Source organism: Mesobacillus subterraneus, assembly GCF_020524355.2.
In the GTDB taxonomy this organism is placed as follows: Bacteria; Bacillota; Bacilli; order Bacillales; family Cytobacillaceae; genus Mesobacillus; species Mesobacillus subterraneus_C.
In genome coordinates, this window is sequence record NZ_CP129019.1 from 3781744 (window position 1) to 3807468 (window position 25725).

Below are 25725 nucleotides of genomic sequence, written 5' to 3' on the forward strand. Positions count from 1 at the left end.
GGCACTGCAATCTATCTTTTCTTTAAAGAAAATGGAGCAGCGTTACACCAAATATGAGATAGAACTGGCATGTAAAATGGTGTTATCCATGACAGGAAGACCGACGGTCAAAAGCATCCAGACAATATTGAAAAGCAACAAGAAAAAAGACGCTGAACAAGAAATAAATAAAAATACAGAGGTAAGCGAGACCAATTTTGGCTTCACACGTGGGGCTTCTTATTATGGAGGAAAAGAGTAATGTTAAATGAGCATATGTTATCCAAACTACAAGAAATGAATTTAGGAGGTATGGTGAAGCATTTAGAGAACAATCCTTAAACAGAGAATACCAATCTATGAGTTTTGAAGATCGTTTTTCCTTGCTTGTCGACCTGGAATATTCGCGTCGGAAAAGCAATCATCTAAATCGTTTAATTAAAAACGCCACATTTTCAGACTCAAAAGCCTGCATTGAGGATATTGAATACCATGAGGATCGAAGACTTAAGAAGGAACTCATTTTGAAATTGGTAAAAGTACTTTTATATCAAGATCATCATAACATCATTTTAAAAGGTCCCACTGGCTCCGGAAAAACCTACATGGCGTGTGCATTGGGTGTTTCCGCTTGCCGTCAGCAGTATAAAGTGAAGTATGTCCGGCTCCCAGAATTACTGGATGAACTGTCTCTGGCTAAATTGGCTGCCGACGGCAGCTATCGAAAGCTAATAAAAAAATACACAAAAACAGATGTACTCATTCTTGACGAGTGGTTACTTTCGGATCTTTCAAAAGATGAAGCAAATATCCTGTTGGAGATTACAGAAGCCCGGCACAAAACTGCTTCCACCATATATTGTTCCCAAATTGATCCGAGCGGTTGGCATATCAAATTGGGTAACGGAACGATGGCAGAAGCAATTTTGGATCGCATTGTTCATGACTCTTACCAACTACTTTTGGATGGGGATATTTCCATGCGGGAACGTCATGGATTGGGTATAGAGGTGTAGGATGAGGGAGTTATTAACGGTTCGGGAAGCCACCGAAATCTTACAATCTTGCGGAATAGAATGTCAGTTTCATGAAGTAAAGAAATGGGCTATAGAGGGGAAAATAAAAGCGAAGCATGAAAATAGAGTTTACAGAATCGGTCTTGATGATGTTTATGATTTCCTCGAAATACTTTGGAAAGGCAGCTCATACGAGATTGGAATAAATGATGAAACAAAGATAAGTAGGCTCATTCAGGAGAACAAAGAGATTAAGGATAGAATTATACAGCTAGAGAAGGAAAACAAAATACTAAGACAAAAGTTATCCTCGTTAAAATAAAGCTTTCAAAATTAATGGAATACCCCTGCCACTGGTCAAATAGGCAGGGGTATTCTATTGAAATGTGTATGGTAAAGAGCTTGGCATTTGGTGGTAAATTTTCTGTCATTGAGTGGTAAAAAAGATGGCACGGGTGGTAAATTCTTTTGGCCGTAATCACCGATCCGTTGCGTTCGGGGACATTCAGTACCGTCCGATGAGGATTTTCAACACGTTCATCATGAATGGCCACCAACATGTTTTCGACATCTCGAATGGCATCTTCGATTTTATAAATCGATTGGATTAGTTGTTCGTTCAGTATAAGCATATAGACTCTCTCCTTCTTATGTAAAAACTCGGCCAATTATTTGGCCGAGCTCATTTTACCAGTGATCACAGTTGGTTCAACGCGGCTTTTCACTGCCCAGATGGCAATCAGTGATACCACTAGAAACACAGGGACGGTTCTGGCGTTTCATAAATTATTAAAATATTCATTTTACTGAAACAGAAGAACCGTCCCCACGTTTCCCTTAATCAGGGTCTCCCCAATTTAAACTTCTTATTAGTCGGCCGTGACCTTCGATTGCTTCAACCTCATTTATTTCATATGCTAGTTTTGTCCAATCCCCAGCATCAAATTTCGCTTCAATTGCCAGTGTAAGAGCATAAATAAGACGATCTTTATTTTCTGTATTTAGCATAATAACTCCCCGTTCTGAAAATAATAAATTTGGAAATTTCCAATTATTATCATATCTAAGTTATTATCTAAAATCTATAACTTTCATATTGTAGCCTTCTGGCAGGTGATTGAAATGAAGAACCCTCCGAAAATATATTCTTTCCATTTTATGAAAAAATTGGCGGAAATAAAAAGGAAACGAAATTGACGGTGTCAAGTATAGATGTCACTGTCACTTTCGTTTCAAATTAGGACGTCGATAGAACGGGGTTCTTATTAACATCAGTATTGCTATTGATCAAGTGAATTATTATCATTTTTACTGTTTATAGTATTTATTTTATTTACAATTATTCTCGTAAGCGGAATGATAATCACTAGGATTACCATTAGAATAATTACCATATATTCAAGCCAAAGGTTATTTGAATTTGAATTAAATAAATAAAAGACTATTACCACTATTGCAGTCAACAAAAAAACTATTTTTTCGATTTGATTAATCTTTTCTTGCAATGAATACAAATTAAAACTACTTAAGCCGATTTTTAATTCCTTATAGAAGTAATAAAGAAAACAGGTCAATACCGCTATGATGATAGCAACGCGTTCGTCACCTTGAAACATACTTACATAAAGAGAATATATCTCCTTAAAAATATCCGTCATAAATAATTCAATTTTTTCAATTTGGTCTACAAATAAAAATTGTCCTATTCCATAAAATAAAACCATTATTAAAAATAGTTTAATGATAAATTTATGAAATTGTTTCTTTTCTCTACGATTCATCTGAATATACTTTTCTTTAATAATTTTTAACTCTTCTCTCTTCAGGTATAGGGTATTTTTTAAATAAAGGTAAGAATAACTTTCTTTTTTGTCCATCCACTCTTGTTTCTCAATAAGAAAATCTTTATTTTCAATAACATACACCTTGTATAATTCACGAGCATTCTCAAGAATAAATGAAAAATTAAAAATCAAACCTAAAACTACTGGAACCACGAATATCATTTCAATTTCATTTCCATCTTTCACGTTCATTACAATTTGTGAAAATGAAAAACCAGCTAATAGAAGAAATAATAAAAACCAAAGCATAAATTTTCTTACAATACGTTGCTTATGCTCTACCGTACCTTCAGTAAAAAGCATTACCGAAAAAAAGAAACAAAGCACCAATGTTCCAACCAACAACCAATTCTCTTCTGGAAATAGCTCAAATATAATATTAGAAAATAAGTAAAAATACAAAAGTGGTGCAGATATAGCCCAAGCAATTGCTAACATAACTTGTTTTAATAAATTTATTTTTATTATGACTAAGTAAATGTTAATAATGAAATTTGGAATATTCAATTTGGGATTCCCGATGTTTAATAATACGATAGGAAGCATGCAACCCCAAATAAATATATTCAAGTTAAGGAAAAGAGAAAAACTAAGAGCGATCTGCCCTTGTTTAAACATCACGATATATAAACACATTAATCCGCCAACTGGTATAGAAATAATCATTATATAAAGCAAATGAAATAATATGGTTTTGATATAGGTTACAAATGTAGTTTTTCTCTGTTGAATATCCTTTAGTAACGTAGCAAAAAAGTAAGTTGTAAATAAAAATGGTTGTATTATATAATCCAATTCTTGTTCATCCTATCTCCGTCAAATTCCATTGCATTTAATTAGTAAGTATTCTATACACCATATCGGATATCCTTTACTTTTGAATGATAACTTAAGACACATTCAAATAATTTCCAAAAACACTTTTGTCACTTTCCTAAAGCTAAACCTAAAGCCAACACCTTGTCTATCTCTTCGCTCCAACGAATTAAAGTGAATAACTCATCTTCCATGAGACACAGGGACGGTTCTTAAAGTGGACAATCGGAAGAAACAAAGGGGAAACAAAGGGACGGTTCCGGCGTTTCTCCAAAAACTTATAATAAAATTTTGTATCGGTAGATGGACCGCGAAATGATGGGAAACTGTCACATTCCTTGCGGAGCAGGGGAAAAGCCGGAGATTACTTCAAACGCTTACCTATTGCTAACTAATGTTTAGGGCCGCCGATTATTAAAAGTTACATTTGATTTATTAAGGCCTTGAGACTACGTCGTCTCAAGGGCTGTTTTTTATTTTGTAATTTTAATGGAATGTTCAACTTCACACTAATTAAAATAGCAAATTAATAGAATTAGATTAAATATCATTTTTCCACTTATAACCTATTTTGTAGTAAAATTAAATTACCAATAATAGGAGGGGACGAAGATGCATCCATCACAAAAATCCGAAAGATTTGATTCTAAAGATATGCAGAATAGAGATAGTGAAAAAGAAACTATACCATCAGATGATGATTTTAAAAATGAATTTGAAGAAAAAATGAAATCAGCGAAAGAGCATTTTTCAGATGTTAAGTTTTGGGAAAAGGTAAAAAAGTTTGGGAAAAAAGCAGGTTCTTCTTTGATATACATGGTACTGTTACTATATTTTACTCTTCAAAAACCAGACTTACCCTTATCAGCAAGAGCAACTATTATAGGAGCACTAGGGTATTTTATACTCCCTTTAGATTTAATCCCAGACTTAACACCCGGAGTAGGATTCACTGATGATCTTGGTGCTATTGGAGTTGCTTTATTCCAAATAGCGATTTTTATAGATAAAGACGTTAAAGATAAAGCGAAAGCAAAATTAAGAGACTGGTTCGGGAATGATGTGGATACTTCGGAAATTGATGAAAGATTAGACTAAAGTTTCTCAATTAACGGATACACATACTGTTTGCTAGGGTTATTAAGACTCTAGTTTTTTTTATAGAAATTGTATCAAGGGGGGATAACATGAAAAAAAGTTCCAAGAAACAAGATAAGCAGACGGAAAGTATAATGACACTTATATCAATGGCTGTCTTCGGATTAGTCTTTTATTTAACAGAATCGTTAATTACGGCAGCAATAGCGTTATTGGTTATGATGTTAATTGCGGTTATATTTGTTCTCGTCCTTAATCAAAATAAACTAAAAAAATTAAGGGATTCCGGGATTTTCGAAATCGATATGATGGATGGTACCCAATTCGAGCATTATTTAAGGGAATTGTATTTAGCATACGGATATAAAGCAACAGTAACGAGGGCCAGCGGTGATTTTGGAGCGGATCTTATACTAAATAAAAATGGCAGAAAAATAGTTGTCCAAGCCAAACGATATAAAAAGAATGTGGGAGTTAAAGCAGTACAGGAGGTTAAATCTGCAGAGCTTCATTACGGTGCTGACGAATCCTGGGTTGTGACAAACAGTTATTTCACCAAAGCAGCATACCAGCTTGCAAATTCAAATTCAGTAATTCTTATCGATAGAGATCAATTAGTCAAAGACATAGTCTTTCTACAATCAAAATCGAATACAGCAATGTAAATATAGTTTTATCGTTGTTTTACATGGGGTTTAGTGAACTTTCCCTCCAAAGCCTCAATATAGAAAAACACAGGGACGGTTCTGGCGTTTCAAAAATTGGTAAAAAATTACTAGTTCACTTAACTGAAGAACCGTCCCCGCGTTTCTTCCACCCCGTTGCTAAATCCTGCCAATAAATACAAAAAACCGACAACTTTTAAATTGTCCGTTATCGAAATTCAACTTACCCCAACGCCTTAAAAACAGTATTAATCGGGGTTGAATAAAATATAGGCTGCTCTTTTATTAATAAGTCTGATGGGACAGTCTGAAAATCAACAACTGATGATGCGGGGATCAGCACTTTCTTTGCTTCTGAACCCACACATACCTGCAGCACGTCGGCAAACTGTTCAACCTTTTCTATCGTTCCACCAACAGTCATATTACCGGGCAGCTGGTGTTCGTTTTACGTGCTGTCCTACTTCTTCAAAGACTCCTAATTGAGTTCCTCCCTCACGAATGTTTCTCAATACGGTTTTCGCAAGCAATTGATCTTCCTCTATGGTCCGGGAGTCTTGTTTTCGGTTCATACTCGCGCTTTTAGTTTCCGGTATTGCTATTTTATGCAGGTAAGAGAAAAATAGAAAGCTGTTCGTAAAGTATTTTGTTAAGCCGTGAAATGAATAGGTACTAATAAATTCCCCAAGTTCGTTAATTAGGAATAAGTGACTTAAACTAAGAGTTTGCCAGTATAATATAAAATGGATTCTCCTGAAAGAAGAAACAAAGATTATCTTGCAAAATACCTTTAAGCCCCTTAGAGAATAAAGTCCTTAAAGGAACTATGGTCTGTTCTCTTAGAAGTTCAGCTCATATAAAATTTTCCCAACGTTAGTGATAGGTGAAATTGCCCAGAATAACTGACAGATATAGGAAAAGGTGATAAGGTATCATTGTAACGTTATGGTTAGAAAAAATATCCAAATAGGAATAAGCCTCCAAAACTTTATTTCTATTGCATGCAAAACACATATATTAGGAGGTATTTAAGTGACTAGAAACAGTAAGCTTTCCATCGTCTTGCTAATGACGATCAGTGTCTTAATTACCTATTATGCGACTCAGCCTATGGTAGTCAATATCTTTAAAGGAGTGTTCTTCATATCAGTAGCCATAATGGTATGGGATGCATTTCGAAAAAAATAAGTAGTTTAATGAGAATCCATATAAAAAAAATAGTATCAATGATTTTAAGTTTGGCACTTCTGATTTCAGTTTTTGCACCTTTATCAAAAGTACAAGCCGAAGAAAACACTAGGGAACGTATTCCTGCGCCAGCAGAAACTCCAACCTATGAGAATATAGAAACGGAAGTACTAACAGACAACGCTACTATGAACATCATGAAAGTTACATACGAAGAGAATGGGGAAAGAAAAACGAGCATTTCTCGTTACAATAAAAAGACTGGCGATGCGTATTTTGACGGAAAGTTAGTAGCAACCATTAAGGAAAAGGAAGGTACTGACCAGTCGGAACAAGGAACAGTCATCCTGGAAGATGACCCAAACGTTATTATGCCTTATTATTCAAAATACACGATTGGTCCATCTGATGTAGGATCAGGAATGTACGTACATTCATATAGCAGAAATATGAAAATTCATGTCTATAGTCTAGCAACTCAGCTAGCAATTGCTTCCGCTTTGGCACAATCCTTCCTTGAGAGGAAACCGGATGTAAAAGCTGCGGCATTAATTGGAGCTGCCGCAGGTTTAATTGCGTTAACATTTGGAAGTTACACATATGAATTAACCTACAAGCATTATTACGACTACTCTAAGAAGTATTGGTACATGGACAAACTTTTTGTCTATAAGAATGGTGCAATTCAAATGGAAATTCGTCACTTCTTCGGAAAGCTGTAGTTGTCAAGAAACAAGAGAGGCATTTCTCTCTTGTTTTTTTGTTTCAAAGTAGATTTGCACTAGAATTACGCATATAAAAATAGATATACACTTGATATAATAAGAGTGTACTTACATTCAGAGCATGGTTGCTCTGCCTAATGCAAATGCAAAGCAGTTGGAAAACTGAGAGATCAACTCTCGTTTTTCGACTGCTTTCTTTGCGTTTCCAGTAAGTCATTCATGAAAAAACACAGGGGAAAAACACAGGGACGGTTCTGGCGTTTCATAAATTGTTAAAATATGCTATCCACTGATATGGAAGAACCACCCCCACGTTTCCAAGGTTGAACATGACATATAATGTATCTGATTTTGCTCCGGGAATACTTTGTTGGAAGCAAGCTTCTTTGCAAATGCCAGTATGAATATAAACATGAGGAAGGGGATGATGTAACTTACCGATTCCAACAGAAAAGAATATTCATCTATCCCTTTTTAGTAAAAGTAATATTTTTGAAGTTTTTTGCTCCGCTGAGAGGATCTGTCACCCCCGCTACACTAAACCTCCATCCTCCACCCCGACACAGCGAGCCAGCGCTCATACCGTTCATATTCAGGCATGATTTTTCCGACAAGCCGCCAAAATGAACGGTCGTGATTCATATGGACCATATGGCACATTTCATGGACGACAACATAATCAATCACTTCCATTGGTGCCATGGACAGCTTCCAATTGAATGTCAAATTCCTCATGGAATCACACGTTCCCCAGTTCGCCTTACTGTCCGTGATTCGAATCGAGCGCGGCTTTATTTTGAATTCGCTTTGAAAAAATTTAACCCGTTTTTCGACTAATGCCTTGCACTGCTGATAGTAAAATCGCTTCAAAGCCTGTTTGATGCTCTCTTCATTTTGCTCTTTCACATATACGTGGAGCTTGTCTGCCTCGAACACGGCATTGTCTTTTTCGATATCTGCATCCTGGGAAATCAGAATGTGATAGAGCCTCCCCAAATATAGAAACTGTCCGCCTGGTCCGTACTCTTTTTCCCTACCGGCTGAGGCCCGCTCTTTCATTTCCTTCGCCCTTTGCAGGATCAAGTCCCATTGGCCTTCTAGGATTTGAAGCACACTTGCATCTGAGGTCCCCTTAGGAGCGTGGACTTCGACATGGCCGTACAAATCCATATAAATGCCGATTGTTTGCCGATTTTTATAAATCACATCATACCCGATTGTTTCACCCAAAAATGTATGGACCATGTCATCACCTGCATTTTATTCAATAAATACGCCCCAGCCATCAGAATGGCCGCCGTAAGGCTTGCTTATTTTATCCAGCTTTTCCTGCACTTTTTTTTAATTCGCTATGGTTAAGGAGCATCCTTTTCGAGCAGCTGCAAGCCCACTCATCTGTCTCATCATCCTGATCGAGTAAGCCATGAAAGCCTGCTTCCTTCAATACGGGCAGAAGCTTTTCGCCAGTTGCCTTATCCGGCACAGCTATAAAAAACTCGACTGGCTGCGGCTTTTTAAAACTGACACCTTCATTAAACAAACTGCGCAATGCTTCTCCATCCGCGTCGTTTGGAAATTTCATCATCCATTCCTCCAATTGTGTGCCTTCGATGTTGTCATTATCATGCACTTGCTAAATTTCTGCTAATCATTTGATTATGAGATTGTTGTGTTATAATGTAAATAACCTTTTGCTTTAAATTTTTTACTTTACCGGTTCCATGCCCCTACTCGTTCGTTGAGTAGGGGTTTTTTATTGCTGTTATTTTTGAAAATAAAAAAACAGACCCTTTTGGAGTCTGTTTCGGTATGCTATATCAAAATTAAGCTTTTTGAACGTTAGCAGCTTGAGGTCCACGTGCACCTTGCTCAACGTCGAAAGTAACTTTTTGACCTTCGTCTAATGATTTGAAGCCTTCAGATTGGATTGCAGAGAAATGAACGAATACATCTTCTCCACCTTCGCGCTCGATGAATCCGAAACCTTTTTCTGCGTTAAACCATTTAACTGTACCTTGTTCCATGTTTGTTGCCTCCTAGTGCTAATGCACATTGTATTACTATCCTTGCCCAAAGTGATCATTAGAACGAAGAGTCGAACTTTACACCGAACAAAAATAATTCTACCTAAGAATAACAAGATTCAGGAAAAATTGCAAGGGACTTTAGCAGGATGAGAACGTTACGGTTCAACTGCGATGAAAGTCGATCACAATGGAAGACACAGGGACGGTTCTCATGTCGCATTCAGGAACCGAAATAGTTAAGAAATCTTAGTTAAGCCCTGCCATACAACGATAAAAAGAAGTGGGGACAAAGTTCATTTCAGTCTTCGCGTTAAATCCTTACAATTCACGAGATGCCTGAACAGTCCCCTTGTCGCGGTATATAATATATTGTATCCCTAAAACAATGAAAGCCCTACCTCTCTTTCATCCTTACGGCTCCTAGTCCGTGCCAGTGTGAATCAGGATTGCAAAAATCAAGTGACTATTTTAACGAGTTTTTGATGAAACTTCAAACGTTCGTAAAGGAAATTCAAGTAATAAAAATGGATTAGATTGTAGAAAAAAACAAAAGAGGTTCATGGTCTACAGGTGAGTTGGAGAAGTTGAATGTCTTGGAAAAGAATATTTTCGGGAAATGTATGAAAGAAACCTTAACAGAAACTTTTTATTTGATGATCAGTAATCCCTTTAATTAATCCCAGTTCACTGATCAAAAATTTATGTGCGTTATCTAGCATTTGCTTTTCGCTTGTATTAAGTGCTTTTTCTTTCTTTATACGCATTAAATCACGTACAACTTCAGTACATTCTTGTATTTTACCTGTTTTAATTTTGTCCGTGTTCAGTTTATACCTTTGTTTCCACGGCAGTAAACGATCAGATTCTCCATGTTGGAAAATGTTCATGATGTGTTTTATTGCACTTATGTCAGTAACAGGCCGTATATTTGAACTCAATATTTTACCCACAGGAATCATGACCTGCATATTACCGATTAACATTTTTATGACATAATACTGTTGCTTTTCCCCTGAGATTTCCTTTTCTTCTATAGCTTTAATTATACCTACACCGTGCATTGGATAAACAATGGTATCGTCAATTTGAAACAAATAATCCACCTCCATATATGGTAACCTTCTTAACCTTAACACATATATTATTTTTTAACAAATTTTTAATAATACCATAAATTTATTTTCAGTGTCAACTACTTTTCCTTTAAAATTTAAAAAAGTAAACACAGAGACACAGAGACGGTTTTCTCGTCTCAATCGTGAACCGAAATAATCATAGAAATGCATCAAGTATTCTTGTTTGAGTACACGCCGTACGAGACTGTGCTAGTAGAGATTACTTGGTTATACTTTTTCTATTAACGAGACGCCGGAATCGTCCCCTTGTCTCATAGGCACGTCCACGCGCTTCTACGAGGAGACTCTATTTCGACTCGAGACCTTTCTATAATGATAAGATGGTGCTAAACTGATCTTTTTTATGAAATGAGGTATGCCTTTTGCTAGTATTTGAGACGGAACGTTTGAAAGTCCGCTGGCTAGAAGTCAGTGATCAAGAGTTTATTTTTAAGTTGCTGAATGAACCAGGATGGCTGAAATATATCGGAGATAAAGGCATTCGGTCGCTTGAGGATGCTATGAACTATATTTTGATCGGGCCAAGAAAGATGTATGAACGAGTAGGTTTCGGTCTTTTTATGGTTGAACTAAAAGAAAGCCAACTGCCGGTTGGTCTATGCGGTTTGATTAAACGGGATGGGCTGGAGGATGTGGATATTGGATATGCCTTTCTTGAAGAATATCAATCAAATGGATATGCCTTTGAATCAGCAAAAGGAACATTGGAATATGCCTATAATCTAGGTTTGGATCGGATCGTGGCTATTACAACCAAAGACAATGCATCCTCCTCAAAACTCCTTGAAAAGCTTGGTATGGATTTTGAAGGATACGTGACTCTTCCTCAAAGCAATGAAGAGTTAAAACTCTATGCTATAAACGCAGCAAAATAATAGATTTTGTGACGTACCCTTTGCTCTTTTTCATGTTTTAGCTAATTAGAAAAAGACTGAGCTACTTACTTTACGCAGGAACCATGTCTCATTTAGGAAACAATGAACGTACTGAAAATATAGAATTGAGCTGTCTCCACCACTTTCGTACAAATTTAAGGTTTGGGCGATCAATCCTCCAGCGAACGGAGGTGAGATCATGGATTTAGCGACAGCAGCGTTCATAGTATGGGTATTATTGATTGGTTTAGTCGTTCAAATCATTAGCAAGAAAAAAGGTAATCCCCCTCATGGATTACCTTCGTGACAGCGACTTTCATCGCAGTTGAACTGTACCGTTAAGCATAATGGAATTTACCGGGTCCAAACCTCCGACAACATACTCTCTACTTCCATTATACGACTAATTATATATTGTTTATAGACTACATTTTCTAAAATTCCTGTCTTATACTGTTATATACAAATCCCTAAAAAGTAGAGGTGTATCAGTATGAATGACATAAAAGCGGTCTTAGATAATGGTCCTTTCTTTCACGGTACTAAAGCAGAACTGAATATTGGAGATTTTTTAGAACCGCAGCACTTATCAAATTACCAAGACAAAAAATCGAATTATATATATTTCACTGCAACATTAGATGCAGCTAAATGGGGTGCTGAATTAGCAACATCTCAATCAAAAGAAAGAATTTACATTGTAGAACCCTTAGGTGATTTTGAAAATGATCCGAACTTAACTGACAAAAAATTCCCCGGAAACCCAACGCGTTCGTATAGGTCTAAATCTCCTTTGAAAATCATAGCTGAATTAGGTTCATGGGCAAGACATACCGATGAAGAAATAAATCATATGCATACATTTTTAAAAAAATCACGTGAACAAGGAACCGCAGTAATAGATGATTAATTATTTGGAGACATTCATGGTGATGGTTCATCTGTACAAAAAAATGCTGTATTCTGGTTAATTTCACCTACATGTCCCAAATCATATTTAAAGGGAAGCATAATTTAGCTTCCCTTAAATTATCTAAGCACCATTCAACTTTTATTTGGACTCCCAAAACACAGGGACGGTTCTGGCGTTTCATAAATTGTTAAAATAGGCAATTTACTAAAACAGAAGAACCGTCCCCACGTTTCTAATATGTACCTGTTTTAATTTTCATCAAGACACAAGGACCATCCTTATGTCTTGAAAAACAGAAGCAAAAGGTGCGTCCCATATTTCCATCTCTGGAAGTGATGCACTTAAATTAAATAAATGGTAACATTGTTACAAATACCCAATATGAAAGGTAATAACATGCTATCAAACTATAAAAATATCATCTCAACACAGGAAGAATTTGAAGAGTTTCGTTCTTCTATTGGAGAACCGAGCCTAAGGGCTGCAAATAAAGTGATTTCGTTTATTGACGATCATTGTAAAAACTTTATCTTGAAGTCTCCCCTTTTTATCCATGTCGACTTCTCACGCTGACGGCCATTGTGACGTTTCACCGCGTGGCGATGCTCCCGGGTTTGTGACAGTACTTGATGAAAAGCATCTTTTTATCCCAGAACGGCCTGGAAATCGCAGAATGGATTCCGTTCATAACCTTATTACCAATCCACATATCGGGCTGCTCTTTTTCATACCGGGGCTGGGTGAAACTTTAAGAATCAACGGGAAAGCCTATATCTGCCGTGATGCTGACCTTCTCGAAAAAAACAGTGGTCAATGGAAAGACTCCATTGTTTGGTATTTTAGTAGAAGTAGAGGAATGTTACGCTCATTGTGCTAAGGCATTTATCAGATCAAACTTATGGCAGCCGGACTCCTGGTTACAGACAGAAGCCCTTCCCTCTGTCCCCAACATGCTAGTTGCGCACGCAAAGCTGCCAAACACGACCGCTGAACAAGTCGCAAAAGAATTAAATGAAGGATATACAAACAGGCTTTACTAATCAGATCGAAGAATCATAGGACCAAAGAGTAGTACAGAGGGGTTCCATGTCCCATTCGGAAACCCCCTGTTCCAAGGAATAGCGTTCGAAGGTTAAAAAGAAGGCATGAGACATGGATGAAACTATTCATGAGACTACATGTCGGCTTTCCTATCAGTCTATTGCTCTTCTGCTAAGATACTAACTTTGATAGGGCGCGCTCGGTAATCATGATTTGGTTGAGGGCACTTTGTTCTTCGTTGCTTAGGTGTTCTTTTCCGCTCATTTCTTCAATATAATCTTCATATTCTTGAAGAAGCTGTTCGTATTGTTCTTTTTGGTCTTCGAATACTTCTTTTTGGTCAAGGAAGGCTGCTGCTTGGTCGAGCAGTTTTTGCTCATACTCCCTAGAGGCTTTTACATAGCCTTCTATTTTTCCATCATATCTTCCCGCATTGTAGATATGGCTGATACCTGGTGTGTCTTCTAAGAAGTCCTCTCGTAACTTTTCTTTAATTCCATCAATGAAACCGTATGTCTGAACCTTATCAACCATGTCTCTAGTGTTATAGAACGGGACGAGACTTTTCTTCACAAATCGTTTAAAACCCACTGTTCATCCACTCCTAAAAGTCATATCCTTTTCCACGAATGAGGTCATTGAATCCGCCGAATACAAACTCTTCTTTAATTTTTTGGATATATTCAATATCAGAGACCAAGCGATATAATGTGACGAGGAGGCCTCCAATATCTAGTTTTTTCACATCTTTACTGACTCCGACATATAGTAGATTGCTACTTGAAGCAATCAGATTCGAATAGCTTAGTATTTTCCTTGTTTTCACTTCATATAGTGACCAGGATGAATACTTGGATGGATCATAATACAGGGCGTGGATTGTTGCAATCAAAGAGTTAATTAGGATCGACAGCGAAGCCTGCTTCCCAACCGTTGCGACATTGCCCATATCCACTCCATACTCGGCCGCCTTTTGTGAAAGCTGCGGAGAAAGGGTACTAAGGGCTGGAATCGGTAGACCTGCCTTCGAATATTGATCGGATTGTAGGTGGATCGCATGCTTAAACAATGCGACCCCCATGGCATTTTTCCCTTCTGTTCCATCATCAAGCAGGCGTTCTTTTGTATATGTAAAGACTTTTGCGGTATCTGCTCTATTGCTAATCTTGTCCCGCCGATGGAGATTGGCTGTCAGACCAGTTTTGATATGAAAGGACTGAAAATCCCAGGTGGTCATTGTGCTCGTCACAATATTTGCGAGGCCAAAAACCCAACCGAGCAAGGGATCATGCCCCAGTGTCTTGTACCGATGATTATGTCCGTTGAAACCTAAATCAAATTCTTTTGCCCCATAAATAGCGTCATAAGGGACAGGACTTGTTTGGATTTCTTCCAGTGATGGCCAGTACCATTGATGAATCCGGTTGCTCGTTTCTTTCGGCTGCTGCTTCTTCACTTTCTTTGCAGCCTCTTTATCATTTAACCGTTCTTGAAACGGAGTCAGCAAGTATTGTCGAGCACATTGAAGGGCAGTAGCAAAGAAGAGAAAGCTTAAGTCCACACCATTCAGCCCTGTTTGATGCTCAAATTCAAGTGATAACTTTCGTAAAAGTTTCTGGGATTGATTTGCCACCCCTGCCACTCGTTTAGATTCTTCAGCAATCGTAGTGATGTTGCTTAGTGTGAGGTCGGTGTTTCGACTTAAATCCATCCTCTTTTTGCGTAGCTCTTCTATAGTCATAGATCCTCCGGAATTCGCACTATTTATTAATTTTATTTTATCACTTTTTGTGCACCGTTGGGTATATTTTCCTACAACTCATATAATATCTAATTTTTATGATTTGGATCAATGGCGTTCCCATTCACGGATGATTTACTTTGTACCAAACTTTCTGTTTTCGTGAAATCCTGTAAGCATAGGGACGCACCTTTTGCTTCAAACAAAACAATTACTGTAAGCATAGGGACGTACCTTTTGCTTCCAAAAACAAAAACGAAAAAAAGAGCAAAAGGTCCGTCACCCTTGCTCCCTGTTTGCTGCCTTATTGTACGTGCTCCATCTTTCTGTTCAAGAGTAGCTCAAGTTGTGCCTGATGATCCGACCCATGCGTCGGTATCATATCCTCTCACTTGCCAGTAACCTTCATGAGCATGATCAATAGCTTCGATTCGGACAAGCCATTTCACGGATTTATAGGCATACATTTTGGGGACAATCAGCCGGACGGGGCCTCCATAGTCTGACGGAATCAGCTCTCCATCCATGAGCACAGCGACCATGACATCATCCAAGGCTGCCTGTTCAAGGGACAATGAGTCCGTATAGACACCGTCGCCCGAGTAAAATTTCAGATGGGAGGCGTTCTCTTTCAGCTTTACCTTCTTCATGAGATCTTTCAGCAGGATGCCTTCATACGTGACATGAAGCACGGACCATCCAGTAACGCAGTGAAAATCACTGACCTGGACTGTCCTCTTCAATTTGACGAATTCTTCCCATGACAACGACACTGGTTCATCAACCAGTCCATCAATTGCAAAATTCCAATTTCCATTGTTAAAAACCGGTGTCTCCGTCACTGTATAAATCCGGAATTTGCCTTCATACCCTCCGCCAATGGGAGGCGAGGATTGCGTGGCGGGAATTGGCAGGGGCGAAAGCTCATTTGTGCTGTTCAGCGCCACCTCCTGCAGTGTCGATCCTCCATCATCCATCACTTGTTTTAGCCATTTATATATAGATGGACCCAAAAAGATCGCAAGCAAAGTGACAATGCCGTATTTGAAAAACCCTCTGCGGCTGAAGGCATATAGTTCTTTCTTTTTCTCTTGCAGTTGACCTGATCTTTTCTTAAACCATCCTGACCTAGTCACTGAGTGGAAAAGGATGACCGGCAGACCCATCCAGGTGAATACATCATGTACGATCAATGAAGCTTGAACGAGTTCTTCAGGAAGACTCCTTTGAAAAGTTAGAACCGTACCGCTAATAATCCAGCCAATGATCAATCCAATCACCATCGCAAGATTCCGTTTCTTCCCTTGTTGTTTTTTTATGACTTTGTAGTGGAAAGCAAAATAGCGGAAATAAAGCAAAAGGAAGGCAACCGTTGCAAAACCGATCCAAATATGGACATCCTTCAACATCACACGGTATGAAGCGAGCGGCGGCCCCCGTAATGAAGGAATGAAAAGCAAGATTCCGCTTATGAACAAAAATAACGTAGCATATCCATTCAAATGGTGAAGTCCTTTTAATCTTTTCCACATTTCGCTGCACCCACCTCTCGTTTAATCAGAAGCCTGAAACCTGAAGCGTCTTCCTTTTCCAACAATAGCTGCTCCTTGGTGTTGAACCTGATGCAGGCCATTCTGGGACCAATATAATGATGAGAGAAGACTTTTGTTTATATCTGCTTAAGTCTTTAAACAACCAGACTTATAAAATACTATTCAGACATTACGAGCATGATAGATAAATCGTACCAACATCCACATGATTCATGTTCCAATAATCTATAATTATAGACTACTAGCAATAGTATATTCTAATTTCAATGGGCTAGAATGGTATCAATGGAAGACATATGGACAGTTCAAGAATAGTGAAAAACAAAATAAAGGCTTTCCCTGCCAATGGACATAAAAGTAGAAAAAAGCATGATGATTAGCAATTAAATCATCATGCTTTTTAACTTCTGAATTTTATCATTCAAAGTCATTATAATTGGAATTACACTTTCATTTTAAGATGGGGAGTGTTTAAAGAAATTCCCTGACGGAAAATAGTCGGAGAAATTCCGCTTAATAAGTAAATTACACTGAAAATAGACGAAATAGACGGAGAAATTTCGTTTATTGACTCAAAAAAAGCTAAATGGCTGAATTTTGTTTGGCATAAGAGGAAAAACTCCACTTATTTAGTCGAAAACGTACTCCATTTTGAATGTAACCGGAAAAACTCCGCTTATTATACTTTCGCTGGTATTTATTCAAGAACCAGACTTTTTTCTGCTGATGCATCTATTTTATGTTTGGAAATTTTCCATTCCCATCAAATTTAACACAGTATTTTCAGGCAGGCGTTTGAGTATATAAACTAACAGCATGGTAATGTTCATTCTCACTTTACTAATTGGTATGCTACTTACAGAGTAAATCATCAAATGAACAAAAGGAGCATAAGGTCCGTCCCCTCGCTCCATTGAATGCCTATTTTGATCAACCAGGCGTTATTTTATATAATGATTTTAATTGTTTATATGAACGAACTTCCCCTCCAAAGCCTCAATATACCTCTTAGCGGATTTTTGAACAGACTGATGGGCACCTTCCTTAATGACACGATGAAAGGCATTATATAGTCTGTCAAAATTCAGGACGCTGACTTGAGCTGCCATCTCCTGAACCTTGACGGCTGGCAATGGAATAAGGTTTGGGTAACTATACATGAAACTGACCCATTGTCGATCGGCCACTATTGTAATAATATCACCAGTAAGCAGGACCCCTTGCTTGTTCACATCATTTTCCCAGTGTAAAACACTTCCCCCATTAAAATGCCCCCCCAAACGATGCAGGGTTACACCACCCTCAAGCTCCAGGGATTCACCAGACCAGAATATGATCCTGTCACTGTGCCTGGTGACCCACTGGCGATCGTTTTCGTGAATATAAATGCTTGCTCCGAATTTTTCAGCCCATTCCACCTGTGTCGAATAATAATGCGGATGGGATAATGCGATGGCATCGATTCCTCCTAGGGAATGTATTTCATTTTCTGTTTTTTCGTCCAGGTAGGTGATGCAGTCCCATAACAAGTTGAACCCTTTATTCTGAACTAAATAGGCTGTCTGCCCAATCGCAAACGAAGGAGTCGTGGTAAGGCTGTACAGTCCTTCCTCTTCCTGGACAATGGTATTTTGATATTTCCCTGAATCTATAATTTGTTGAAGCGTTGTCCATGACTGTCCATCAGGATGAATATACTGTCTTTCGTCAGCGCAAATCAAGCAGGTTTCAGGAGCATGAGCAGAATGGGAATATTGGACACCGCAAGTATTGCATATATAATGGTTCATTTTGAACACCTTCCTGTGATTATCTTATCTTTAGTATAAGAAAACCATAAAGCAATCTCCTCGGAAGAATGGTGTAATCTATCTACAACTTTTGGCTGAGATGTTGAGTAGATACAGTGACGATTCTGAGAGATAACGCCTGCGTACTCCCTAAAAATTTCTAATGATTTTTCTAGGTAATTTGGTTTAAAAATCGTCTCACAGGGTATGTAATATCGATTGTTAAGTTATCACTACGGGGGTAAGGGAAATTGAATAACATTATTATTTTAAGAGAAGAAATAAAGAACTACTTTAATGATAATGGGGCGATATTTGAAGAGAATTTACTTTCTCAAGCAGTGAATGTTTCGGGGAAGATCACTGAGATTTTAGAAAAAGGAAACATTGACCTTTTAAAAAACGCCAAGAAGTTAATTTTCTTCATAATTGATCAAAATGAAAAAGATCTAATCGCTTTTGCAGAGGAGGAGGGAATTGCCTGGGCAGGACATTCTCTAACTCTGTCTTTAAAATTGGAATGGGTTCAAGCAATCAGAAGAACTTTTTGGCAGATCATTGGGGAAATTGATGAAGAAAAGAACCTGACTGATGGAAAAAAGGATTTTTATGAAATGGAAGAATTCATAAACGAACAAATAGACCAATTTCTGAACAACTTCTTTCTCAGCTACTCAAAATATAAAGATCAAATGCTCCATAAGCAAAGAGAAATGGTTGAACATTTGTCTGTACCAATCATTCCTGTAAGTGAGACTGTTTCTGTTTTACCTCTAATCGGCACCATTGACTCCTTCAGGATTAGAATAATTGAAGAGAAAGTTTTAAACGAAATAGCTAACACAAGGTTCCAAAATTTAGTTATCGATTTATCAGGTGTAGCCATGATGGATAAGGATGTTATCGACTACTTTCAAAAGATCTTGACTGGAGTGGCTATGATGGGCTGCAAAGGCATTCTGACCGGGCTCCGTCCAGACCTTGTCAGAAAAATGATTCATGGAGGGATTCTTTTTGAAAAAGATACAGAAACAAGAGGGACTCTTAAGGAGACATTAAAGAATTACCTATAAGTAGGAAAAAGACCATTTCGATGGTCTTTTTCTTTTATTTTAAGGCACAGGGACGTCTTGCCGTCCCAAAGTTTCTCTTGAACTTTCCCCATGTCCCCCACCTAAATGACGTTTACTTTTCCCGAATGACCGAAACGGTTCCTTTTTCCCTCAGGCCCGCTTTCTCCCAAGCAAAGGCAGATAATTCACTAGCCCATAAGCCATATGTTAGCTTTGAGGGATGAACTCCGTCACTAAAGAAATCCTCTGATTTCAGGTTCATTCTTGTTCGCCAATCTCTTAGCCGGATTTTTTGATCATTGTAATGGACTCCATTGAACTTTGAGGCAGTAGTCAACAATTCATTCCCCAAAATATCCACCAAATTCCCGATGAACACTCTGATTAAAAGTGGAAATGCCGGAAAGTCTTTGATCGGCGGCATATTGGCAAACACGATGGGTACATCCTCAAATCTTGACCTCAAATCAGTCACTAGATACTCTGATTGCTTTTGCCATGACCATGGATTATTAAGGGTAAAGGCATCATTGGCCCCAAGGCCTATCACAATCAAGTCCACTTTGCGATCTGGAATTACCGGTACAATCTTTTCTCTGATTTTTTTTACAGTATACCCGCTTTTGGCATACACTTCCCAATGGACTGTCGCATTCGTTTTTTCTGCCATTTCTTTAGCAAAAACACCCGCGAACCCTTCTTCATGATGACGAACCCCCACACCGGCAATCGAACTTTCCCCCAGAAAAATAACGCGAAACTCCTGATCACCTTCAAGTTTCACCATGCCTTGGGTTCCTTCCGCTTCTGGTAACCGGGGCGTACTTGCTCTGACTCTTTTTCCTTGAAAATATAAAAATGGCAAGAAAGGAACAACGATCATACTGCCGAAAAAGTATAATAATCTCATTTATTTTTATGCATCCTTTCACTTAGCTTATAGGGACACAGCAACGGTTCTCGACCCGAATTTCAAAGGCGAAATACTTCCTCCTGCAGTCACTATTTATACTTCAATGAGAAACCTTGCACATGTGCATAATCATTGATGTATTTCATTAATTTGCTTTTATTAAGGGAAAAAGCATTATGAACCTCTCTTTTTCCATCAATCACATATTCTTCAAATAAAATAAAATTATCCTTGTCCACCTTTTGAATGACAAATTGATTCCCTTCGTATTCTCCGCATCTGATATTGCCAGACCAGATTGAAGTCAATGATTCCATCATAATACTCTTGATCACTCACTTCATTTTCTAAAAATGATTGTATTCTGCCGTTGTACACCAAACCATCCCATCTCCTTTACACAGTCTAAATTCCTCACCATCTTCAAAAAAACTGCTCTAATTTAACGATACCACAAAATGGAAGTTAGGATATATCTTCAGCAGCCAAAGCACAGTTTTGTGAGGCCAAGGCTGCATCAGTAATACATAATGGACGATTCCGCTTTCTATCACACTAAAAATCGCCCCATGTTTCGATTTCATTTCTATTTTTCTATTTCAACTAAATAATCCTTTAATCGCTCTTTTGAATCAGAGGAAAGTGGCGCAGATTTTCTAGTCTGGTCGTCTATTTGCACGATGAGACGGTATCTGCCACTGCAGCAATCTTGCCATTTTGATAGATTCCTTGAAACAAAGAGAAGGAACTGTTTCCAATTCTTGTAATGGCACTGCCAATCTCAACTGTTCCGGGCCACCGTATTTCAGATATTAAGTCCAGCTTTAGACTCTTGCTATGACAAATGAGGCGTTTTCAGCATGAAGCTGCTCCTTTGCATAGAGGAGCTCCGTTCTTCCCGTTTCCAGGAAGGTTGAAAAAAGTGCGTTATTTACATGTACCTGACGATCCGTATCTGCATACCTGATCTTGTCATATGTCTTTAATGGGAAATCTTCATATTTCGGTCTTATCTGCATCACTCTCATTCCTCCTGCCAATATGCTTCTAGAATTATTTCCTTCTAGATACATTTTTCAACACCTGAAACAACAAACCCTTCTTCAACATACCTTTCCTACATTTCATCAATTTAGGCTCTCTCCATTTTTTAGCTGTTCACCAGCACTAATGTTAGCATTAGTACTTTCTTGACAGCTTTGTGCTCCGCACCCTGAAACCTGTCACAATAACTACGTTTTCTTGACAGCTTTGGGCTCTACAACCTGAGATCTGTCACAATAATTACGTTTTCTTGACAGCTTTGTGCTCTACAACCTGAGATCTGTCACAATAATTACGTTTTCTTGACAGCTTTGGGCTCCGCAACCTGAAACCTGTCACAATAACTACGTTTTCTTGACAGCTTTTAGCTCCGTAACCTGAAACCTGTCACAATAACTGCTTTTTCTTGACAGCTTTGGGCTCCGCACCCTGAAACCTGTCACAATAACTACGTTTTCTTGACAGCTTTGAGCTCCGCAACCTGAAACCTGTCACAATAACTGCTTTTTCTTGACAGCTTTGGGCTCCGCACCTGAAACCTGTCACAATAACTACGTTTTCTTGAAAGCTTTGAGCTCCGCACCCTGAAACCTGTCACAATAACTACGTTTTCTTGACAGCTTTGAGCTCCGCACCCTGAAACCTGTCACAATAACTGCTTTTTCTTGACAGCTTTGGGCTCTACAACCTGAAACCTGTCACAATAACTACGTTTTCTTGACAGCTTTGAGCTCTACAACCTGAAACCTGTCACAATAACTACGTTTTCTTGACAGCTTTGGGCTCCGCACCCTGAAAGCTGTCACAATAACTACGTTTTCTTGACAGCTTTGAGCTCCGCACCCTGAAACCTGTCACAATAACTACGTTTTCTTGACAGCTTTGAGCTCCGCAACCTGAAAGCTGTCACATAGACAGTGGGACGGATCGGCTGTCTCATTTTTTTACATATTTTTACTATACATGAGACTTAAGAACCGTCCCCATGTAGCTAACCTATGTCGTGAACATTCAAAAAAAGTGAGAACAGCATCATCTCCGCTCATTGATTTCCATGAACGTGAGGAGACATGGGGATAATTCTAACGCTCCTCACTCTTAATCAAACGTTTGATTAAATATATGCTAACCTTAGAGGGACAAGGGTCTTTGTTTTAGATGGTCCATTGCCACCACAGGAATGGCTGCTGCCCCCAGACATGAAGTGAGACATGAGAACCATTGCCCCCATGTCCCCCATACTTTTTTATCTTACATATTCTTGCTTTGCAGAAGAAGTTGCGACTTTCCGGAACGCTCCCACTCTTCCACTGTTTCATATGCTTTTTCAGGAGTATACCCCTTCCCTACCAGGACTCCCATTAGAATGAATTCTTGAAGAATATGCGTAGCGTTGATTCCCCTTTTAACGTCCTCTAATCCTTCCTGCACTAAATATTCAGTGTGCTGTACCCATTGATCTGGAGTTTTGCCAAAAACAATCGTATTTCCATTTCCGTTCGCTCCACCTTCACTGGCCATTGCATCGGCTTTGGTTACGTGGACTGTCCCGAATGGATGGTTAGGTGGCGCATAGATGGAGTAGAGCTTTAACGGAGTATTACCGGTATTGGTCACATTATGCCATGTTCCGGCTGGAATCATGATCGCAGAATCGTCAACGACTGGACTTTGGAAGGTGAGGTTATCCTTGCGCTTGCCCATCTGAACAATCCCCTGACCTTGTTCGATCCGCAAAAATTGATCAACATCAGGATGGACTTCCAAACCGATATCATCGCCAACCTCGATGCTCATTAATGTGACCTGTAAATGTGTTCCTGTCCATAAAGCCGTACGATACGTGTTATTTTGCTTCGTTGCTTCATTGATATTTACCACATATGGATTGGGTCCATAATCCGCTAAAGGAATCATTCCATTGCCGTTCGGATAACGGAAAGCATGAAAACCGTTGACCTGCTGCGCTCCATAAGGATAAGCCCATTGACCTGACTGTCTGCCATTGTAATTATTCGGTCCATAATATTGATTAAAATAACCATTTGGAACATAGTACATTTTTTTCAATCCCTTCCCAGTTCATCACAATATCCTATGCGATTTTTTTGGGAATGTACTTAACAGAGAAGCAGTAGACACTGGGCAGTGTTGCTCCCCCTCCTAACTGCGTAAAGAAAACGTGAAGAAGCTCGGTGGTTCAGTAATTATCATTACCGCTGCTTGATATCCATATATATAGTGTAAAAGCTGACGGGAGTAGAAATCATTGGACCAACAAAATAGCAGGTTTCGGTGGGTTGTATTTGTTTCCGTATTGTTCACTTACTTATTAATGTCGAGCCAGCGAACAGCTCCGGGATTGATAACCGAGCAGGTGATGAAGGATTTCCAGGTAACAGCGACAACGATTGGGTTGCTTACAAGTATGCAATTCCTTGTCTATACTAGTTTGCAAATTCCGATGGGGATTTTGGCTGATCGGTTTGGGCCGAATTTTTTTCTCATTATAGGAGCCATCGTTACTGGGTTAGGCACGATCATTTACAGTCTTGGGACCCATGAGTTTGTCTTGTTTTTTGCCAGAATCCTTACGGGCATTGGAGATGCGACTATTTGGGTCAATATGGTATTGATTTTAGGACAATGGTTTAAAGTAAAGGAATTTGTTCGATTGATTGGTTTCGCGGGCATGACGGGAAGTCTTGGATTCCTTCTCGCGACAGTTCCTTTCTCCGCTTGGATTGACTTACTTGGCTGGAGAGCAGCCTTTTTTTCTGCGGGCATTGCTTTATGTCTATCCGGAATTCTTCTTTATATTGTGCTGGTAAAGAAACCAAGACAACTTTTTCATGATGGATCGGCAACGGTAAAAGGTGAAATTCAACGGCAAAACGTTAGGATGTTACTGAAAAGAATATGTTTGAATAAGCAGGCATGGGCTTTATTTTTCTGCCATTTTGGGGTTGTTGGCGGCTATGTGGGCTTTATCAGTTCATGGGCCGTGCCTTATGGGATGAATATGTATGATATGACTCGATCAGATGCCAGTCAGCTTATCATGGTTGGTCTTATAGGGGCACTTATCGGGGCCCCGCTAACCAGTTGGCTTTCAAGCATGCTTGGAACAATTAAGCGTCCTTATGTGATTGTTCATTTTATTGTTTTAACATGCTGGGCTGCATTCCTTTTATTCAAAGGCAATCCGCCACTTTTCATGCTCATTTTGCTTTTCTTTATCATTGGCTTCGGATTTGGAGCAAGCGCCTTAACTTTTGCTGTCGTTCGGCAATCCTTTCCTATCAGCGAATCTGGCTTAGTATCTGGTTTTGCGAATACCGGCGGATTTCTAAGTGCCGTTTTACTGCCAGGATTTTTCGGAAAAGTATTGGATCACTTTCAGTCTGTATCAGGCAGTATGAGTGAAGGCTATTTCTATGGATTCATCATTCCAGTCATCTTTTCTCTAATTGGCTTGTTTGGAGTGATGTCTATTAAGGAAATGCGTCAGGTTGAATCGGTAGTATCAGAATCCCTCCGTCTAAAATAAGGAGATAGATTCTTTTCAGCTACAAAAGTGGGCTGAAGTGAGTGTCCATGTGACTAAGATATAATTTCTAGAATATTCCCATCCGGGTCTATAACATGTAATACGGAATGCACAGAACTTCTTCTCACATGAAAGTTTTGCGATTCTAACAGTCGATAATAAAAAAATATTTGCATTGGCTTAGATTCCCGTATTGCTTTTGAGAGTGCAATAATAATTTCGTGATTAGGAGTTAGAGTTGCCTTTTCCAAAATATTAGTTTTTAGTTTTAGTTTCTTCCTAGAACGATGGAGTGCTGTTTTAATTGACTCATTACTTACTCTTAACATTATAGCTATTTCTTTTGAAGTGTATCCAAATACATCCTTTAAGGCAACGAGCATAGACTGTTTCAAAGGTAAGGTCGTAAGTAAGATTTCAATTAAACCGTAGTAATCTATGGAATTGTACTCCTCTCCGAATAAGTCTTCATTAAAATGAATGCTTTCTTTATATTTCCTTTTCTCATCTATAAACTTGTTTTTAGCCACAGTACATAAATAGGAGAAAGTAAACTCCCTATTCGGTTCCGAACGTTTAATTTTATACACCTTTAGCATCGTTTCTTGTACAAGATCCTCGGCTGTCCAAGGTGAACCTGACAACTTTAAGCAATATCTATATAATTTATTAATCTCAAACTCTAAATCATTAAAAACCATGTTTTAACACCTTCTTAATTAAATTTAGATGCATGTG

28 protein-coding genes and 2 pseudogenes are annotated in these 25725 nt (G+C 38.6%); 13 read left to right on the forward strand and 17 right to left on the reverse strand.

The features are described 5' to 3' along the window. Nucleotides 1-88: 88 nt before the first annotated feature. The 4 genes and pseudogenes from LC048_RS25175 to LC048_RS19670 all read left to right on the forward strand — a co-directional run bounded on the left by LC048_RS25175 (nt 89) and on the right by LC048_RS19670 (nt 1606). On the forward strand, nt 89-241 hold the full coding sequence (locus tag LC048_RS25175; RefSeq protein ID WP_371931932.1) for a hypothetical protein: 153 nt from the start codon (nt 89-91) through the stop codon (nt 239-241). Next, nucleotides 241-995: pseudogene (gene istB, locus LC048_RS19660) on the forward strand (IS21-like element helper ATPase IstB). Before LC048_RS25175 ends, istB begins: the two are co-directional and overlap by 1 nt. Nucleotide 996: 1 nt before the next feature. Then, nucleotides 997-1317: a hypothetical protein gene (locus LC048_RS19665; RefSeq protein WP_226607958.1), complete on the forward strand. Its 321-nt coding sequence runs from the start codon at nt 997-999 to the stop codon at nt 1315-1317. A gap of 124 nt (nt 1318-1441) precedes the next feature. Then, nucleotides 1442-1606 carry a hypothetical protein gene (locus tag LC048_RS19670; RefSeq protein WP_306048562.1) on the forward strand — a complete coding sequence of 55 codons (165 nt, stop codon included), beginning with the start codon at nt 1442-1444 and terminating at the stop codon, nt 1604-1606. A 226-nt stretch (nt 1607-1832) separates the two neighbouring features. Here LC048_RS19670 and LC048_RS19675 read toward each other — a convergent pair whose 3' ends face one another. Together LC048_RS19675 and LC048_RS19680 are read right to left on the reverse strand one after the other, a co-directional pair. Continuing rightward, a complete protein-coding gene (locus tag LC048_RS19675) occupies nt 1833-2003 on the reverse strand; it encodes a hypothetical protein (RefSeq protein ID WP_226607487.1) in 171 nt (56 codons plus the stop codon). Nucleotides 2004-2275: 272 nt separating this feature from the next. Beyond that, the gene (locus LC048_RS19680; RefSeq protein ID WP_226607489.1) at nt 2276-3634 is read right to left on the reverse strand and encodes a hypothetical protein; all 1359 of its coding nucleotides are present in this window, start codon (nt 3632-3634) and stop codon (nt 2276-2278) included. 747 nt (nt 3635-4381) lie between these two features. Here LC048_RS19680 and LC048_RS19685 point away from each other — a divergent pair. Next, complete coding sequence (locus LC048_RS19685) at nt 4382-4753, forward strand: YkvA family protein (protein ID WP_226607589.1); 372 nt, start codon at nt 4382-4384, stop codon at nt 4751-4753. Nucleotides 4754-4842: 89 nt separating this feature from the next. Beyond that, nucleotides 4843-5418, forward strand: a complete 576-nt coding sequence (locus tag LC048_RS19690) for a restriction endonuclease (RefSeq protein WP_226607491.1) — start codon at nt 4843-4845, stop codon at nt 5416-5418. A gap of 223 nt (nt 5419-5641) precedes the next feature. Here LC048_RS19690 and LC048_RS19695 read toward each other — a convergent pair whose 3' ends face one another. Both LC048_RS19695 and LC048_RS19700 read right to left on the reverse strand, forming a co-directional pair. Beyond that, entirely contained in the window at nt 5642-5842 is a 201-nt protein-coding gene (locus LC048_RS19695) for a hypothetical protein (protein ID WP_226607493.1), read from the reverse strand. 1 nt (nt 5843) lies between these two features. After that, complete coding sequence (locus tag LC048_RS19700; protein WP_371931933.1) at nt 5844-5990, reverse strand: hypothetical protein; 147 nt, start codon at nt 5988-5990, stop codon at nt 5844-5846. A 460-nt stretch (nt 5991-6450) separates the two neighbouring features. On the opposite strand from LC048_RS19700, the gene LC048_RS19705 reads away from it, so the two are divergent. Together LC048_RS19705 and LC048_RS19710 are read left to right on the forward strand one after the other, a co-directional pair. Then, nucleotides 6451-6606: a hypothetical protein gene (locus tag LC048_RS19705; protein WP_226607496.1), complete on the forward strand. Its 156-nt coding sequence runs from the start codon at nt 6451-6453 to the stop codon at nt 6604-6606. 8 nt (nt 6607-6614) lie between these two features. Then, a complete protein-coding gene (locus LC048_RS19710; protein ID WP_226607498.1) occupies nt 6615-7328 on the forward strand; it encodes a hypothetical protein in 714 nt (237 codons plus the stop codon). Between the two features lie 540 nt (nt 7329-7868). Here LC048_RS19710 and LC048_RS19715 read toward each other — a convergent pair. The 4 genes from LC048_RS19715 to LC048_RS19730 all read right to left on the reverse strand — a co-directional run bounded on the left by LC048_RS19715 (nt 7869) and on the right by LC048_RS19730 (nt 10467). Next, complete coding sequence (locus LC048_RS19715) at nt 7869-8576, reverse strand: M48 family metallopeptidase (protein WP_226607499.1); 708 nt, start codon at nt 8574-8576, stop codon at nt 7869-7871. A 70-nt stretch (nt 8577-8646) separates the two neighbouring features. Next, on the reverse strand, nt 8647-8916 hold the full coding sequence (locus LC048_RS19720; protein ID WP_306048566.1) for a ribonuclease E inhibitor RraB: 270 nt from the start codon (nt 8914-8916) through the stop codon (nt 8647-8649). 238 nt (nt 8917-9154) lie between these two features. Next, on the reverse strand, nt 9155-9355 hold the full coding sequence (locus LC048_RS19725) for a cold-shock protein (RefSeq protein ID WP_026694123.1): 201 nt from the start codon (nt 9353-9355) through the stop codon (nt 9155-9157). 635 nt (nt 9356-9990) lie between these two features. Beyond that, nucleotides 9991-10467 (reverse strand): CarD family transcriptional regulator, encoded by a 477-nt coding sequence (locus LC048_RS19730; RefSeq protein ID WP_226607505.1) that lies wholly within the window; start codon nt 10465-10467, stop codon nt 9991-9993. Nucleotides 10468-10856: 389 nt separating this feature from the next. Between LC048_RS19730 and LC048_RS19735 the strand changes: the two genes are divergently transcribed. The 3 genes and pseudogenes from LC048_RS19735 to LC048_RS19745 all read left to right on the forward strand — a co-directional run bounded on the left by LC048_RS19735 (nt 10857) and on the right by LC048_RS19745 (nt 13322). Next, nucleotides 10857-11369 carry a GNAT family N-acetyltransferase gene (locus LC048_RS19735; protein ID WP_226607506.1) on the forward strand — a complete coding sequence of 171 codons (513 nt, stop codon included), beginning with the start codon at nt 10857-10859 and terminating at the stop codon, nt 11367-11369. A 493-nt stretch (nt 11370-11862) separates the two neighbouring features. Beyond that, a complete protein-coding gene (gene arr / locus LC048_RS19740) occupies nt 11863-12279 on the forward strand; it encodes an NAD(+)--rifampin ADP-ribosyltransferase (protein WP_226607508.1) in 417 nt (138 codons plus the stop codon). Nucleotides 12280-12678: 399 nt separating this feature from the next. Then, nucleotides 12679-13322, forward strand: a pseudogene (locus LC048_RS19745) (pyridoxamine 5'-phosphate oxidase family protein). Nucleotides 13323-13494: 172 nt separating this feature from the next. On the opposite strand, the gene LC048_RS19750 reads toward LC048_RS19745, so the two are convergent. From LC048_RS19750 to LC048_RS19765, 4 genes are all read right to left on the reverse strand, one after another. After that, nucleotides 13495-13914, reverse strand: coding sequence for a hypothetical protein (locus LC048_RS19750; protein WP_226607511.1), 420 nt, complete (start codon nt 13912-13914; stop codon nt 13495-13497). 13 nt (nt 13915-13927) lie between these two features. After that, a complete protein-coding gene (locus LC048_RS19755; RefSeq protein ID WP_226607513.1) occupies nt 13928-15064 on the reverse strand; it encodes a hypothetical protein in 1137 nt (378 codons plus the stop codon). 341 nt (nt 15065-15405) lie between these two features. Beyond that, nucleotides 15406-16596 carry a molybdopterin-dependent oxidoreductase gene (locus LC048_RS19760; protein WP_306048570.1) on the reverse strand — a complete coding sequence of 397 codons (1191 nt, stop codon included), beginning with the start codon at nt 16594-16596 and terminating at the stop codon, nt 15406-15408. A 980-nt stretch (nt 16597-17576) separates the two neighbouring features. After that, on the reverse strand, nt 17577-18407 hold the full coding sequence (locus LC048_RS19765) for an MBL fold metallo-hydrolase (protein WP_226607517.1): 831 nt from the start codon (nt 18405-18407) through the stop codon (nt 17577-17579). 251 nt (nt 18408-18658) lie between these two features. Between LC048_RS19765 and LC048_RS19770 the strand changes: the two genes are divergently transcribed. Beyond that, nucleotides 18659-19480, forward strand: a complete 822-nt coding sequence (locus LC048_RS19770) for an STAS domain-containing protein (protein ID WP_264188560.1) — start codon at nt 18659-18661, stop codon at nt 19478-19480. A gap of 112 nt (nt 19481-19592) precedes the next feature. Here the strand turns inward: LC048_RS19770 and LC048_RS19775 are convergent, their stop codons facing one another. The 4 genes from LC048_RS19775 to LC048_RS19790 all read right to left on the reverse strand — a co-directional run bounded on the left by LC048_RS19775 (nt 19593) and on the right by LC048_RS19790 (nt 23498). Then, complete coding sequence (locus LC048_RS19775) at nt 19593-20390, reverse strand: SGNH/GDSL hydrolase family protein (RefSeq protein ID WP_226607520.1); 798 nt, start codon at nt 20388-20390, stop codon at nt 19593-19595. Nucleotides 20391-20482: 92 nt separating this feature from the next. Beyond that, a complete protein-coding gene (locus tag LC048_RS19780; RefSeq protein ID WP_226607523.1) occupies nt 20483-20728 on the reverse strand; it encodes a hypothetical protein in 246 nt (81 codons plus the stop codon). A gap of 489 nt (nt 20729-21217) precedes the next feature. Continuing rightward, nucleotides 21218-21415, reverse strand: a complete 198-nt coding sequence (locus LC048_RS19785) for an acyl-CoA thioesterase family protein (RefSeq protein WP_226607525.1) — start codon at nt 21413-21415, stop codon at nt 21218-21220. A 1273-nt stretch (nt 21416-22688) separates the two neighbouring features. Then, on the reverse strand, nt 22689-23498 hold the full coding sequence (locus tag LC048_RS19790; RefSeq protein ID WP_226607527.1) for a cupin domain-containing protein: 810 nt from the start codon (nt 23496-23498) through the stop codon (nt 22689-22691). Between the two features lie 208 nt (nt 23499-23706). Between LC048_RS19790 and LC048_RS19795 the strand changes: the two genes are divergently transcribed. Continuing rightward, nucleotides 23707-24987: an MFS transporter gene (locus LC048_RS19795; RefSeq protein ID WP_226607530.1), complete on the forward strand. Its 1281-nt coding sequence runs from the start codon at nt 23707-23709 to the stop codon at nt 24985-24987. Between the two features lie 53 nt (nt 24988-25040). On the opposite strand, the gene LC048_RS19800 is transcribed toward LC048_RS19795, so the two are convergent. Next, on the reverse strand, nt 25041-25688 hold the full coding sequence (locus LC048_RS19800) for an RNA polymerase sigma factor (protein WP_226607534.1): 648 nt from the start codon (nt 25686-25688) through the stop codon (nt 25041-25043). Nucleotides 25689-25725: the final 37 nt, after the last annotated feature.

Coding starts and splice junctions, on each gene's coding strand:
- LC048_RS25175 (WP_371931932.1), top strand. CDS start 89: ATGACAGGAAGACCGACGGTCAAAAGCATCCAGACAATATTGAAAAGC.
- LC048_RS19665 (WP_226607958.1), top strand. CDS start 997: ATGAGGGAGTTATTAACGGTTCGGGAAGCCACCGAAATCTTACAATCT.
- LC048_RS19670 (WP_306048562.1), top strand. CDS start 1,442: ATGGCACGGGTGGTAAATTCTTTTGGCCGTAATCACCGATCCGTTGCG.
- LC048_RS19675 (WP_226607487.1), bottom strand. CDS start 2,003: ATGCTAAATACAGAAAATAAAGATCGTCTTATTTATGCTCTTACACTG.
- LC048_RS19685 (WP_226607589.1), top strand. CDS start 4,382: ATGAAATCAGCGAAAGAGCATTTTTCAGATGTTAAGTTTTGGGAAAAG.
- LC048_RS19690 (WP_226607491.1), top strand. CDS start 4,843: ATGAAAAAAAGTTCCAAGAAACAAGATAAGCAGACGGAAAGTATAATG.
- LC048_RS19695 (WP_226607493.1), bottom strand. CDS start 5,842: ATGACTGTTGGTGGAACGATAGAAAAGGTTGAACAGTTTGCCGACGTG.
- LC048_RS19700 (WP_371931933.1), bottom strand. CDS start 5,990: ATGAACCGAAAACAAGACTCCCGGACCATAGAGGAAGATCAATTGCTT.
- LC048_RS19710 (WP_226607498.1), top strand. CDS start 6,615: ATGAGAATCCATATAAAAAAAATAGTATCAATGATTTTAAGTTTGGCA.
- LC048_RS19715 (WP_226607499.1), bottom strand. CDS start 8,576: ATGGTCCATACATTTTTGGGTGAAACAATCGGGTATGATGTGATTTAT.
- LC048_RS19720 (WP_306048566.1), bottom strand. CDS start 8,916: ATGATGAAATTTCCAAACGACGCGGATGGAGAAGCATTGCGCAGTTTG.
- LC048_RS19725 (WP_026694123.1), bottom strand. CDS start 9,355: ATGGAACAAGGTACAGTTAAATGGTTTAACGCAGAAAAAGGTTTCGGA.
- LC048_RS19730 (WP_226607505.1), bottom strand. CDS start 10,467: ATGGAGGTGGATTATTTGTTTCAAATTGACGATACCATTGTTTATCCA.
- arr (WP_226607508.1), top strand. CDS start 11,863: ATGAATGACATAAAAGCGGTCTTAGATAATGGTCCTTTCTTTCACGGT.
- LC048_RS19755 (WP_226607513.1), bottom strand. CDS start 15,064: ATGACTATAGAAGAGCTACGCAAAAAGAGGATGGATTTAAGTCGAAAC.
- LC048_RS19760 (WP_306048570.1), bottom strand. CDS start 16,596: ATGTGGAAAAGATTAAAAGGACTTCACCATTTGAATGGATATGCTACG.
- LC048_RS19765 (WP_226607517.1), bottom strand. CDS start 18,407: ATGAACCATTATATATGCAATACTTGCGGTGTCCAATATTCCCATTCT.
- LC048_RS19775 (WP_226607520.1), bottom strand. CDS start 20,390: ATGAGATTATTATACTTTTTCGGCAGTATGATCGTTGTTCCTTTCTTG.
- LC048_RS19790 (WP_226607527.1), bottom strand. CDS start 23,498: ATGTACTATGTTCCAAATGGTTATTTTAATCAATATTATGGACCGAAT.
- LC048_RS19800 (WP_226607534.1), bottom strand. CDS start 25,688: ATGGTTTTTAATGATTTAGAGTTTGAGATTAATAAATTATATAGATAT.